13 protein-coding genes and 1 pseudogene are annotated in these 13,553 nt (G+C 48.8%); 12 read left to right on the top strand and 2 right to left on the bottom strand.

The window, feature by feature from the left end; all coding sequences use genetic code 11:
* Positions 1 to 1,473: an MFS transporter gene (locus BCV73_RS14335; protein ID WP_089547634.1), complete on the bottom strand. Its 1,473-nt coding sequence runs from the start codon at positions 1,471 to 1,473 to the stop codon at positions 1 to 3.
* A gap of 152 nt (positions 1,474 to 1,625) precedes the next feature.
* On the opposite strand from BCV73_RS14335, the gene BCV73_RS14330 reads away from it, so the two are divergent.
* The 10 genes and pseudogenes from BCV73_RS14330 (at position 1,626) to BCV73_RS14285 (ending at position 9,049) form a co-directional block, all read left to right on the top strand.
* Positions 1,626 to 2,456 (top strand): helix-turn-helix transcriptional regulator, encoded by an 831-nt coding sequence (locus tag BCV73_RS14330; protein WP_089547633.1) that lies wholly within the window; start codon positions 1,626 to 1,628, stop codon positions 2,454 to 2,456.
* 175 nt (positions 2,457 to 2,631) lie between these two features.
* A complete protein-coding gene (locus tag BCV73_RS14325) occupies positions 2,632 to 2,997 on the top strand; it encodes a DUF2089 domain-containing protein (protein ID WP_089547632.1) in 366 nt (121 codons plus the stop codon).
* Positions 2,998 to 3,010: 13 nt separating this feature from the next.
* Positions 3,011 to 3,442: an SHOCT-like domain-containing protein gene (locus BCV73_RS14320; RefSeq protein WP_089547631.1), complete on the top strand. Its 432-nt coding sequence runs from the start codon at positions 3,011 to 3,013 to the stop codon at positions 3,440 to 3,442.
* A 6-nt stretch (positions 3,443 to 3,448) separates the two neighbouring features.
* Positions 3,449 to 3,793 carry a hypothetical protein gene (locus BCV73_RS14315; RefSeq protein WP_089547630.1) on the top strand — a complete coding sequence of 115 codons (345 nt, stop codon included), beginning with the start codon at positions 3,449 to 3,451 and terminating at the stop codon, positions 3,791 to 3,793.
* 329 nt (positions 3,794 to 4,122) lie between these two features.
* A complete protein-coding gene (locus BCV73_RS14310; protein WP_076164694.1) occupies positions 4,123 to 4,452 on the top strand; it encodes a PadR family transcriptional regulator in 330 nt (109 codons plus the stop codon).
* Between the two features lie 14 nt (positions 4,453 to 4,466).
* Entirely contained in the window at positions 4,467 to 5,330 is an 864-nt protein-coding gene (locus tag BCV73_RS14305) for a pentapeptide repeat-containing protein (RefSeq protein ID WP_089547629.1), read from the top strand.
* Positions 5,331 to 5,494: 164 nt separating this feature from the next.
* Positions 5,495 to 6,739, top strand: a complete 1,245-nt coding sequence (locus BCV73_RS14300; RefSeq protein ID WP_481855793.1) for a serine hydrolase domain-containing protein — start codon at positions 5,495 to 5,497, stop codon at positions 6,737 to 6,739.
* Positions 6,740 to 7,183: 444 nt separating this feature from the next.
* A complete protein-coding gene (locus BCV73_RS14295) occupies positions 7,184 to 8,194 on the top strand; it encodes an aldo/keto reductase (protein WP_076164699.1) in 1,011 nt (336 codons plus the stop codon).
* 24 nt (positions 8,195 to 8,218) lie between these two features.
* Positions 8,219 to 8,335 (top strand): annotated as a pseudogene (locus BCV73_RS14290) (SRPBCC family protein); the annotation flags it as partial.
* 225 nt (positions 8,336 to 8,560) lie between these two features.
* Entirely contained in the window at positions 8,561 to 9,049 is a 489-nt protein-coding gene (locus BCV73_RS14285; protein WP_089547628.1) for an NUDIX hydrolase, read from the top strand.
* A gap of 127 nt (positions 9,050 to 9,176) precedes the next feature.
* Here BCV73_RS14285 and BCV73_RS14280 read toward each other — a convergent pair whose 3' ends face one another.
* The gene (locus BCV73_RS14280) at positions 9,177 to 10,067 is read right to left on the bottom strand and encodes a helix-turn-helix transcriptional regulator (protein ID WP_089547627.1); all 891 of its coding nucleotides are present in this window, start codon (positions 10,065 to 10,067) and stop codon (positions 9,177 to 9,179) included.
* Between the two features lie 179 nt (positions 10,068 to 10,246).
* Here BCV73_RS14280 and BCV73_RS14275 point away from each other — a divergent pair, with 179 nt between their 5' ends.
* Together BCV73_RS14275 and BCV73_RS14270 are read left to right on the top strand one after the other, a co-directional pair.
* Positions 10,247 to 12,070: a glycoside hydrolase family 127 protein gene (locus BCV73_RS14275; RefSeq protein WP_256993145.1), complete on the top strand. Its 1,824-nt coding sequence runs from the start codon at positions 10,247 to 10,249 to the stop codon at positions 12,068 to 12,070.
* Positions 12,071 to 12,099: 29 nt separating this feature from the next.
* Positions 12,100 to 13,521: a family 43 glycosylhydrolase gene (locus tag BCV73_RS14270; protein WP_089550252.1), complete on the top strand. Its 1,422-nt coding sequence runs from the start codon at positions 12,100 to 12,102 to the stop codon at positions 13,519 to 13,521.
* Positions 13,522 to 13,553 lie beyond the last annotated feature (32 nt).

Genomic DNA, 13,553 nt, shown 5'->3' with positions numbered 1-13,553 from the left:
TCAACCCCTCTGCCCCGAAGCACTGACAGCTTTTTCAGGGTGCCGTTGCTGTCCCGCTTTCAGTAAGAATATCAGCAGGAATGCATAGATGACGGACAAGATCAGAACAAATTCCAGCGCGATGGTAAAGGCGTGTGCATAACGGGCATGCGAGTCTGGCAAAGCTGAAATATCCAAAGCACGATAGAAGAAGATTCCGACGAAACATACGCCAAGCGCGGTGCTGAGCTGGGTTGCAGTCGTCAAAACACCGGAAGCCGCCCCGATATTCACCTGACGGACCTTGGACAGAATAGTTCCGATGAGCGGCGCCGCGCAGGCGCCTTGCCCAATGCCAATGATAAACAAGCTCGGCCAAAGCGCCATCCAAGCCAGATGGCCGCCGTGATGATGGACAATTTCCAAAGTGTAACCGATGCCGCCTGTCGTAATTATAGCTCCGACTAACAGAACAGCCGGTCCGAACCTGCTCACGAGCTTAGGTGATGCCAGTGAAGCGAGGAAGAAGCCGATTCCCAGGGGCAAATAGGTTAACCCCGACGTTAAAGCAGAATAGCCGAGGCCCTGCTGGAGCATAACCGCCAACGTGAAGAACAATGCCGAAGCGATCGCATAAAAGACGAGTATGAGCGATATGCCGAGGCTAAAGGAACGATCCCGGAAAAGTGAAGGAGAGAGCAGTGGCGATTTTCCATTTTCAAGCAATTTGCGCTCATATATAATAAACAGTGTCAAACCTGCCGGGAAGCAGGCAAGCAAGATGAACGACCATGCGGGCCATCCAGCCTCACGGCCTTGAACAAGTGGAAACGCCAGCGCCAGCAGGCTTGCCGTTAAAATGATTGCGCCGCCCAGATCAAGCCGTTTGGCTGAAGGGTTGCGCGACTCTTGAAGCAGCGGGATTCCGGCCAGTAATGCAGCCACACCAATGGGGACGTTCGCGAGAAACACGGAACGCCATCCCAAGCCGAACAGATTTTGGCTGATAAGGTAACCCCCGAGCAGCTGCCCGGATACGGTGGCGATGCCGATGGTCGCACCATACAAACCGATGGCTTTCGCTTTTTCATGCTCGGGAAAACTCACTTGGATCATAGCGAGCACTTGCGGCATCATGGCCGCCGCCGTTATGCCCTGAAGCACGCGAAACAGGATCAGGTACAGCGAGGAGGGAGCCGCACCGCTTAGCGCCGAAGCGACTACGAATCCTAACATCCCTATGAGAAACAGACGTTTTCGCCCAAACATATCGCCGAGCCGGCTCCCGGTAATGAGCAGAACGGCATAAGCCAGCGTATAGCCCGCAAGAATAAACTGAATGTCCGAGGCGCTTGCCCGTAAATCGGCTTGGATGGACGGAATCGCAACGTTAACGATAAAAGAATCAAGCAAAGCCATAAATGTCGCTGCCAACACCACCGCCAAAGCCCACCATCTGCGAGAATCGACGCGCTCTCCACTAGTCATTGTCATTTCAATCACCTTTCCCCATCAAGTTATATCTCTATCCTAGATGAAAAAGGTCTTTTCGTAAGAATACCGTTTATACGATTATAAAAAATAATACCTAGCAAGAATGAACGTGAAAAATGATTTCATATTGCAGATAGAGCGGAGGGAAGAGCATGGAAGAAGATTTGAAACGCCGCAAAGAGTTAGGCGCATTCTTGAAATCGCGCCGAACGCGCATATCCCCGGCCGACCTTGGTATCCAATGCGCACCGCATCGGAGGGCCAAGGGTCTTCGCCGTGAAGAAGTGGCGGACATCGCCGGGGTCAGCAACATATGGTATACGTGGCTGGAACAGGGACGGGACGTCCGGCCTTCTGCACAGGTTCTTGATAGTTTGGGCAAAGCGCTCCAATTGAACCGGTATGAGCTGCTGCATTTGTATACGCTTGCGGAACACCGTCCACCCGCCAAGGATTGGATGTCCGACATTCACATGGATCCGTCCCTGCAGCGTATGCTGGATAAACTAGAGCCTTTTCCCGCTTACATAAGAGGACCCCGATGGGACACGCTTGCTTGGAATCATGCGGCTTGCGAGCTGTTTGGCGACTTTAACCAAATGAACGTTCTGGAAAGAAACAGTTTGTGGCGAATGTTTGCCCGTCCCGATTACCCCGATTTGCTTCCGGACTGGCCGTATGTAGCCCAGAGCCTCTTGGCCCAATTTCGGACCAGCTACGGACAGCATATTGGCGATCCTTCGTTCGAAGAGTTGGTTGATCTGCTCAAGAAGACGAGCGAAATGTTCAATCAATGGTGGGAGCATCATGAAGTGCTCGGGATCCCGCTGGGACTTAAAAGGTTCAATCACCCAAGGCTCGGTGAGCTCGCTTTCGAGCACCAGTCGCTTACGGTTGCCGATTACCCCGACTTGAAAATGACTGTATATATCCCGGTTCAAGTGGATACTTCTCGGGTTGAGAAAGGACCAAGGGAAAGCTAAATATCATGCCTATGGATCCGTGGTGATTTTCAATTTTATTAAAATTAAAATTTAAAATATTTTTTATAGGCACAAAAAAATCAATAATTTTAACTTAGATATTAAAATTATTGATTTTTTGGTTTTACAAATTGAATATGTTGTTTTATAATTCAAAAAAAGAAAGGAGTAGAGTATGAAGTATCCCATCATCACACAGTGTCCTGTATGCGACCATCCGCTGCACGCAGTCAAGCTGGAATGTGGACATTGCAGGACGACGATTGAGAACACGTTTGAATTATCAAAGCTGGCTCTACTCTCACCTGAACAGCTCCATTTTGTAATCACCTTTCTTGTGAACAGGGGCAACATCAAGGAAGTAGAGAAAGAGCTCGGCATATCTTACCCGACGGTTCGCGGCAAGCTCAATGATATCATCACGGCCCTCGGTTACGATACGCGTAAGAAGCAGGAAGTCGATGAGAAGAAGGTCATTTCTATGCTGGAGAATGGCGAAATTACCGCGGACGAAGCGGTCAGAATGTTGAAGGATGAATAAGGAGGAAGAAACGATGAGAGAAGAAATCAGCAAAGTGCTCTCCATGATGCAGGAAGGCAAAATTGATTCTGAAAAGGCAACGGAGTTGATTAATGCACTGCAGGAGAAGCAAATGGCACATCCATCGCAAGCCGTGCAGGTACTTGGGAAACCAGACTATTCGAAGAAATTGTCATCGGGTTCCGGCCGTTATTTAGACAAAACGTTGAAAATTCGAGTAACAACTGAAGAAAACGATAATGTCAGCATTAATTTACCGATTAAACTGGTGAAGGCGGTTCTCGGAGCGGGGCACAGCATCGCATCTAATATTCCGCAATCCGCGGAATATGTGAAGAATATCGATATCGATCTGCTGATCGATGCAATCGAAAACGAGCTTGACGGGCAAATCGTTGATGTCCGTATGGGTGACGGGAATACCGTCGCCGTAGTGATTGAGTAATTGGCCATGATAACTGTTAAGGTTAAGAGCAAAGGGTATGCTTTTGTGATTCCGGTCCCTTATGCCGTATTGCGCATGGGAAGCGGTATTCTGACTTCCGGTTTAGTTCAGCGCAAAATGAAGGATTGGATGAACAAGTCTGGCGGCCATGTGGGTGGGGACCCGAGCCGGAATCAGGATTTCGATTCGGACGGCAGACGATTCGGGACTGAATTGCTGCTGTCAATTCTTGAGAACGCAAGCACGCAGCAAGCGATCAGGCAGCTCATCAAGGAACTGCAGCGGTGCAAAGGTACGGTTCTGGTCGATGTCCAGGCTCAGGACGGTACGAAAGTGTTGATTAAATTGTAGGCAAAGCTTTTAATTACAGCATCATCGTGCTAGAGAGAAGTGGCCTATGCTGAATCAAAGCACGTAAGACGACATGAGCATATACGCGTAATAGCCGCGGCGCTGCGGCTTTTTGTGTTTTAACAAGATATGATTTTTCAAAACCGAAAGCAAAGAACAAATATCACGTTGACGAGAAAAAAACATGGAGCTTATTTGGTTAACCATAATTAAGTTATGTTAACTAATCACAATTAGCGAAAAAGGAATTTTAGCAAAGTGTTTTAATAAATTAATTACCTTGACAGTCACAGTAGTGAATTGTATTATGCAGATATGGAGGTGATTGTATGAGTGACAACAAAATCACATCCGACCTGCTGCGAGGCCATACCGACACGATGATTTTACGATTATTATCCGAAGCGGACCGCTACGGTTATGAAATTGTCAAGCTGATTGCCGAACGTTCGGGAGGTGAGTACGAACTAAAGGAAGCCACGATGTATTCCAGCGTCCGGAGGCTTGAAGGGGACGGAGATATCGAGTGGTATTGGGGCGATGAATCGCAGGGCGGACGGCGCAAATATTTTCGAATTACCGAGAAGGGCAAGGAAACGTACGAGCGCAACAAAAGCAACTGGGAGTACGCCAAGCGTGTGCTTGAGAACTTGTTATAAGGGGAGTCGATGGGATGAACGAGAAATTGACGAACTATCTGAATGGGGTTTTTGCACCGTACGACGGGGTGAAGAGCGTCAGCGAATTAAAGGCGGACCTGCACTCCGATTTACAGGAGCGGTTCCGTGAATTGAAAGCCGAGGGGAAGGACGATGAAACGGCATTGGAAATGACCATCGACAGCATCGGCGACATTGAACAAACCGTACTGGAGGTGGCAAACCTCTCCCGGTCGCTCGAGCGGAAGGTGCTGACGAACCTCAGTGCGAGCAACTTGAAGGATAGCGACTTTGCGGGTGTTACCGCCCATCAGGGTAATTTTACAGCAAGTGCGCTCCGGGGCTCCGACTTTACGAACGCGGACTTGACCGGCAGTTCTTTTAAAAACAGCGACGTGAGAGAAGCCCGTTTCGACGGTGCCAATCTGACCGACTGCAATTTATCCACCCTGGACCTTGCGAATGCAAGCTTCAATAAATCCATCCTCGTGCGTACGAACTTCAGCAAATCATGGCTGGCCGGAGCAAAATTCACAGGCGTTCATCTGACTGACGTCAACCTGACGATGACCGCTCTTACGAAAACCGTTTTTGAAAACTGTGTATTCGACGGGGTGGACTTCACGTCCTCCGATCTGACAGGGCAGCGCTTCGATGGTCAAATCTTCGTCGGCGTCAAGTTCGATAAAGCTGGATTGAAAGAAGTTTCATTCAAGGGCGCGACGCTCAAGAATGTATCTTTCCAAGGGTCTCTTTTGACCAAGAAGTATTATCGTGCCATCAAAACCGTTTGCTTTGACGGGGCGACGATGGATAAGCTGACCTTTGCCGCACTCAAAGGCTTCGATGCTAATTTGTCCAAGGTTACGGTGATCTAGTACATATCGCGATTGGATACCCGGAACAGGAGGTGAGCCATCTTTTACTTGCCGATATTTCGTCTCGTTGATGCAGCTAATATACCTTTTTGACAAAGGGCTTTAAAGCATGAATGACAAGAGAGAAACATAGGGCTGATAACAAGTAAAGAGAGGTCATCCAAATGGAAAAGATGATATCGGGAAAAAGCAGCAGCGGCTTCTCCGAAACCGGGCTGCAAAGAATGCGCGACGTGCTGGCGCGGCATGTTGAATCGGGGAAAATTCCCGGGCTCGTCGCCCTGGTCAGCCGGAACGGTGAAACGCACGTCGAAGCGATCGGCACGATGCGCCATGACGGAGGCGCGCCGATGCGCCGGGATACGATCTTCCGGATGGCGTCCACTTCCAAGCCGGTCACGATGGCTGCGGCGATAGTCCTGCTTGACGAGTGCAGGCTGCGGCTGGACGATGTGGTAGATCCGTGGCTGCCCGAACTCGCCGACCGGCGGGTGCTGAAGAGAGCCGACGGCCCGCTGGACGATACCGTGCCGGCGCGGCGTCCGATCACCGTAAGGGACATTTTGACTTCCACATTCGGGCTTGGTATGGATATGATGTCGCTGGGCACGCCGATCATGAACGCGATTTTCGAGCAGGGGCTCACGCCTGATCTGCCGGAACCGATGCCCGAGCCGGATGAGTGGATGCGCCGTCTTGGTGCGCTTCCACTGATGCACCAGCCCGGAGAGCGCTGGCAGTACCACATCAGCAACGATCTGCTCGGCGTACTCGTGGCCAGGGTCACGGGTCAATCATTTGAGACATTTCTGCGCGAACGCATCTTCGATCCCCTCGGCATGAAAGACACCAGCTTCCATGTGCCCGCCGACAAGATCGACCGTCTGCCGCCCCTTTATGCCCCCAACCCGCAGACCGGTGAGTTCAACGTGTGGGACGAAGCCGAAGGGGGACGCTACAGCCAGCCTCCGGCGTTCCAGGGCGGCGGAGGCGGACTTTGTTCCACTGTTGATGACTACCACGCGTACTTTCAGATGCTGCTGAATCAGGGGATGCGCGGGAACGAACGGATCCTGTCCCGGCCCGCCGTTGAGCTGATGACCACCAACCGCCTTACGCCCGAGCAGCAAGCCGCCCGACACGCCATGGCCACGAACAATGTCCACGTGTCATTCGGTCAAGGGCAGCACGGCGGCTGGGGCTTCGGGATGGCGGTGCGCACCTACCGTGGTGACTACGCGCCCATCGGCCAATTTGGCTGGGACGGCGGAAGCGGCACCTCGACCTACGCCGACCCGCACAACCAGCTCACGGGTATTCTTCTCACCCAAGTCGGGATGTCTACTCCGGATTCAGCGCGGCTTATCCACGACTTCTGGACTACGGTCTATCAGGCCATCGAAGACTGACACCTCGGTAACATTAGCCTCGATGTACCACCTCAAGAAAGGGTACAGAGCCTTTCGGAAAATTTTCCATCCATTTGAGATTCCGGGAATCGATCAGCATATTCAATAATGAAGCAGGTTAGAAGGCGGCCGTCATGATGATCGGCTGTCTTTTTATTTGCACGTACGTATCACACTTAGAAGCCGCATCATTGCGGTTATTTGTTTTTTTACGATATACGTTACCGGACAAAACCGAGGACCAGAACAAATAGACGGATGTAGGGAGTAGAGTACTTTTTGGTGCCTATAGTACTTCAAAGTGCGTACTTTCCTTCTCTGTTTAAATGCTTCATAATCTATCTTTGTCAGACGAAAAAATGACATTTGTTGATTTGAATAGGCATTAGTTTCCATATCGATGCACTATCAAATTGAATTATATATACTAGGAGGACATCTTAGATGAGAAATATACTGCAAGGAAAAATTGGATTTGGTACGGCGCCGCTAGGCAATATGTATCGCAATATCCCGGAGGAAGAAGCTATAGCCACTGTAGATGCAGCTTGGGAGAGCGGCATCCGTTACTTTGACACAGCTCCGCTGTATGGATCTGGCTTGGCGGAGATTCGTCTGGGTGAAGCACTGTCGAAAAGAAACCGGGATGAGTACGTTTTAAGTACAAAAGTAGGCCGAATTATTTCGGATGAATTGGAAGATCCATCTGCACGTGATTTAGGGGAAAAAGGGGGACTTTTCGAATTCGGCCGTAAGAATAAAATCATCAACGACTACAGTGCGGATGCGACTCTTCGCTCGATCGAGGATAGTTTGAAACGTTTAAAAACAGATCGTCTGGACTTTGTTTATATCCATGATGTGGCGCAAGACTTTTATGGTGATGAGTGGATTTCGCAATTTGAAGCGGCCCGAACCGGGGCATTCCGTGCGCTCACACGTTTACGTGAAGAAGGAGTCATTAAGGGCTGGGGACTTGGAGTAAACCGGGTAGAGTCGATCGAACTCATGCTGGAATTGGAAGAAGCCAAGCCGGATGTATCTTTGCTGGCTGGTCGGTACACCTTATTGGACCATGAGCGTGCGCTGCAACGAGTTATGCCTGCGGCAGTAAAACATCAGATGGACATTGTTGTCGGCGGACCCTATAGCTCAGGTGTTCTTGCTGGAGGTACCCACTTCGAGTATCAAAAAGCGACACCGGAAATTGTGGCAAAAGTTGAGAACATCAAAAATATTGCAGATCGTCATCAAATCAGCATCAAGGCGGCTGCTTTACAATTTTCGCTGGCTAATCCGGCGGTTGCAGCCGTCATTCCCGGTGCAAGTCGTCCTGAGCGGATTGCAGAAGACAAAGCTGCATTGAATACAGTCATTCCGGCTGCTTTCTGGGAAGAAATGCGCGAACAAAAACTGGTAGCACCCCATGCACCGCTGCCTATCGACATGAAATAAATGGGGGAGTAATGAACATGGCACATACGGCTGTCTGGCAGTTTCACCCCGGCAGGGGTCAGTGATCAAGAGGCTATTGATCTGTTCCATGGGATCTGTCAAGACGGCTTAGAGGCATTACGACAAGCATTTTTAGATTGAAGATTTAATAAGTAAAAGAGGCGTGTATCCGAGGCGAAATTTGAACTTGGATACACTCTTTTTTTGTTCGCTCAAATACAGAAGCGTTCATAAAATATGCCCAAGTATGATTTGCTGTGCTCAAGGTTCGAACTTGTGGGTCATATCATCCTTTCCATAAAAGCAGGAAAGTGCATGAAGCAAGAGGAATACATAGACAAATCATCAAGCTAAGGAGGTCATGAAGTGGCGTTTCCGACACATATCGTATCTGCAGGCGGTATTGTAGAAGATGGAAAGGGAAATATCCTATTAGTTAAAGCGCATGACGACGGTTGGGTATATCCTGGGGGAATCACTGAAGTTGGCGAAAACCTGATGGATGGCGTGATCCGTGAAATCAAAGAGGAAAGTGGAATAGACGCCACGGTTAGCCATTTAATCAGTGTGGTTTCAAATACAGCGATCCATAAGTGGTATGACGGTGTAACCGATGTTCCTACGAAGGTCATGTTTGATTTCGTGTGTACAGCTGTGGGGGGAGAGTTAGCGACTTCTGAGGAGACGAGCGAATGCCGGTGGGTACCAAAGGAAAATGTTCTGGATTTGATTACTTTACCCGCAATCCGCATGCGCTACGAGGCTTATTTGAATTTTAACGGCTCCGTGAATTATATGGAGTACGTCACTGCAACAACTTCCGAATGTCAGGTTAAACTTCAAAGAAACATTTAGTTGTACGTGCCATTAAATCCTTTCATTTGAATAGCCGCATGATTGCGGCTTTTTGAAGTTTTCCTCCTATTGTGCCGGCGCGGCGGCTAAGAACTCAAGGCTAATGTTGAAAAAAGCATCCTACTTTCTACATTCCGGAATAATAGGATTTAAACTGTGAAGGCGTCATATTCATATAGAACCTGAACCATTTGGAAAAATAACTGACATGCTGATAGCCAGACTCCAGAGCAGCCTCAAGCACATTGTACGATCCTGTGCTCAGCAAATTAGCAGCTTTGTTGATGCGGATAAAATTCAGAAATTCCATCGGCCGCATCCCGGTCTGCGTTTTGAAAAATTTGCAAAAATGGGAGCGGCTGAGAGAAACTACACCAGCCAACTGATCCAATGCTAGCTTTTCGTGAGAATGCTCTTCCATAAAAGCCAGCACTTTTTTAATTTGCTGGTTATATTCGTTTCCGGGGCTGTTTCGCGGCTCTGCTCTTTGTTCCATCATTCTGAACTGGCACATATCTGCAATCAGTTGCAGGAGAAGGCCCTTCAAGCTCAGCTCGTAAGCGGGTGAACGGTTCTCGTAACGAACAAGGATCTGTTTTATATAGCTCAACAATTCGGGAGGCGTGCCGCCTGAAACCGATAATAAGTCGGGAAGTCGGAGTTCCCCAAGCAGGATTGGCCCAAGGAACAGCTCCTGGATTCGATCCGCTTGGAGCGAAGACAACCAGGATAACTTAAATACGATCGAGTAATAGCATATCCCCATATCTTGATCGTTAATTCCCGAATGGAGTTCGCCTGGGTGAACGACGAGCGCTTCTCCTTCACGGATAGCAAACTCCCGGCTTTCGATTCGGAATGTGGCCGTTCCCTTGGACAAATAAATGATTTCCATCTCATTATGCCAATGGACGGGGAGAATGGAATGAACCCCGGCTTGATGCTCCACTTTGTATATATACAGGGGGAAGCCGGGAACTCCGTGCAGCTTGTTTTCTCGGTACCGGTGCTCGTACATTTGGGCTCTCCTAAAAATCGTAATATAGTGACGATAGTACGCGATTAAATGCTAGATCATTCAAAAACAACAATAATATCATTATATTAAATCACATCCTTAGGGAAAGGAGTAGTGATATTCATAAAATTCGGGTTTCATACATTTTTATGGTATGGATCATAACCGATGGAAAAGAGGTGACCGGTTTGTTTACCAACTTTCGCCTTGATGAAGTAAGGTTGACAGACAGTTCCTTTGCATTTCGCAGACAACTTGTAAAAAAGTATATTGTTGAATTTGATCTGAACCGGCTTATGCATACGTTCAAAATGAACGCCGGGCTTCCGTCCAACGCGGAGCCCTTGGGCGGGTGGGAAAGCGAAGATAGCGGTCTCCGAGGACATTTCGTCGGGCATTATCTGTCTGCCTGTTCCAAATTTGCCTTTGCCGATCAGGACGAAGGGTTGAAATCAAAAGCAAATGAAATCGTCGATATGATGGAGTTATGCGCTAAGCCTAACGGATATTTGAGTGCTTTCGAAGAGGAGAAGCTCGATACGCTCGAATTCGAGGAAAATCGAAATGTATGGGCGCCGTACTACACCCTGCACAAGATTATCCATGGGTTGGTCGACTGCTATGCGTATCTCGGCAGTGAAAAAGCTCTGGCTCTTTCCGTAAATCTGGCCCACTACATTCACGGACGTTTTGAAAAGCTTTCCTTCTGGAAAATCGATGGGATTCTCCGTTGTACGAAGGTGAACCCTGTAAATGAGTACGGAGGGATCGGCGATGCCCTGTACACCTTGTATGACATCACCGGCGATGCCAAAATATTTGAGCTGGCCCAACTCTTCGACAGGGATTATTTCCTGGATCATCTTGCGGACGGCAAGGATGTGCTTGAAAATCTGCACGCAAACACTCACCTGCCGATGATTATAGCGGCAATGCACCGGTTTGACCTTACGGGCGAGGAAAAATATCGAACGGCGGCCTTGAATTTTTATGATTACTTAAAGGGAAGAACTTTTGCCAATGGAAACAACAGCTCAAAGGCCACCCATTTTATCAAAGGCGGAGTTTCCGAAAAATCGGAGCACTGGGGAGGCTACGGACAGCTGGCAGATGCATTGACCGGCGGCGAAAGCGAGAGTTGCTGCGCGCATAATACGGAAAGGATTCTGGGGCGGTTGTTTGAATGGTACGGGGCGGTTGAGTATCTGGATCATATGGAATCGCTGAAATACAATGCGGTGTTGAATAGCGCCAGCGATGAAACGGGCCTTTCGCAATACCACCAGCCGATGGGCAGCTGCGCGATCAAAAAATTCAGCGATCCGTACGATTCCTTCTGGTGTTGTACCGCCTCAGGCATCGAGGCGATGAGCGAGCTGCAGAAGAATATCTGGTTTAAAAGCGGGGATGCTCTGCTGATGAATGCCTTTATTCCGTCTGCTGTGGTTTGGAGAGAAAAGCATGTCACAATCACACAGCATACGGAATTCCCCGATGGGCTTACGTCCAAGCTCGTGGTTGATGCAGCTGGACCGTCAGCTTTCAAATTAATGCTCAAGGAAAAAGCAGTTAAAGCTGTAAAAATCAATTCCGCTCCGATCGAACTTATCAGGGAAAACGGGTACGTCGGGATTCAACGTGTTTTTCAGGATCAGGATACGATTGAAATTGAAATAGAGGCTTCCCTGCATTTGGTTCCGCTCCAAGGTTCAGACCGTTTGGCAGCGGTGATGTTTGGCACCGTGTTACTGGCTCAGATCGGGCAAGGTTCGCTTTTGCAAGGGATGTCAAATGCAAATATCAACGAAAGATTCGTCAGGGCGGAAAAGAAGCAACTGGAGTTTGCCCTTGACGATGACCAAGTCAAACAAGCGAAATTCATACCGCTATTCAGAGTTGAGGAAGAAGCGTATTCGGTATATTTGGACTTAGAAGAGGATTCCAGCCTCAACCGCCGTTTTTCCTTTGCTAAAGATGGCAGCTCGGCGTATGAAGAAGCGTGAAGGCATATTTAAAGGAGTGAACGTTTATGATGAAAAAACAAGGGCTAAACCCTTATCTTCCATCGTGGGAATACATACCTGACGGGGAACCGTACGTATTTAACGACAGAGTTTATGTATACGGCTCGCATGACCGCTTTAACGGACATGTGTTTTGTTTAAACGACTACGCTTGCTGGTCGGCACCCGTGAATGATCTTGGCGACTGGCGGTACGAAGGCGTGATCTACACCAAAACGGATGACCCGCTAAATCCTGATGGCAGAATGTGTCTTTATGCGCCCGACGTCACCGTCGGACCGGATGGTCGTTATTATCTTTATTATGTCCTGGATAAGGTTCCGGTTGTATCGGTTGCCGTCTGCGAAACACCTGCTGGAAAGTATGAATTTTACGGATACGTAAGGTACGCGGACGGTACACGTTTGGGCGAAAGAGAAGGAGACGAGCCCCAGTTTGATCCGGGTGTATTGACAGAAGGGAAGAAGACGTACTTATATACCGGCTTCTGTGCACCCAAGGATAAATCCAGACATGGCGCAATGGCCACGGTGCTTGGTGAAGATATGCTTACCATTGTGGAGGAACCTGTATTTGTCGCCCCAAGTGAACCTCACAGTATGGGAAGCGGGTTTGAAGGACATGAATTTTTTGAGGCTCCCTCTATCCGTAAGAAAGGTGATACCTATTATCTTGTTTATTCATCGATTGTCATGCATGAATTATGTTATGCCACCAGTAAATATCCGACAAAAGGCTTCGTTTATCAGGGCGTCATCATAAGCAACAATGATCTTCATATCGATTCCTACAAACCGGCGGACAAGCCGATGTATTATGGCGGTAATAACCATGGCAGCATTGTGGAAATGAACGATAGATGGTTCATTTTTTATCATCGCCATACCAACGGTACGGCTTTTAGCCGGCAGGGCTGCATCGAACCGATCGTCATTCGGGAGGATGGAACGATTCCTCAAGTGGAAATGACCTCTTGCGGTCCCAATGACGGCCCGCTTTTGGGTCGCGGTGAATACCACGCCTACTTGGCATGTAATCTGTTCTGTAAAGACGAAGAATTGTATACAGGCGGTTTTGGCTCAGGGGCATGGATGGACAGCCGTTTTCCGAAGATCACGCAGGAGGGAAGAGACGGAGACGAAGAGATCGGATACATCGCTAACATGACAGACTCCGCTACTGCCGGTTTCAAGTATTTCGACTGCCAAGGAATCCGGAAGGTGAAAATCAAGGTGCGTGGTTATTGCCAGGGCAACTTTGAAATTAAAACGGCTTGGGACGGCCCGGCACTCGGAAAAATACCCGTTAACTTTACGAATATATGGACGGAATATTCAACGGATCTCGTCATTCCGGATGGCATACAGGCTTTATATTTTACGTACACAGGCAGCGGAAGCGCGGATCTGGCTTCGTTTATTTTAGAGTAAGCCGCCCGCCCGGGAACCAGCTTCCCGAAAAA

It is taken from the genome of Paenibacillus sp. SSG-1, from assembly GCF_002224835.1.
In the GTDB taxonomy this organism is placed as follows: Bacteria; Bacillota; Bacilli; order Paenibacillales; family Paenibacillaceae; genus Paenibacillus_AQ; species Paenibacillus_AQ favisporus.
The sequence above is the reverse complement of the archived record's forward strand: the minus strand, read 5'-3'. Positions and strand labels throughout refer to the sequence as shown.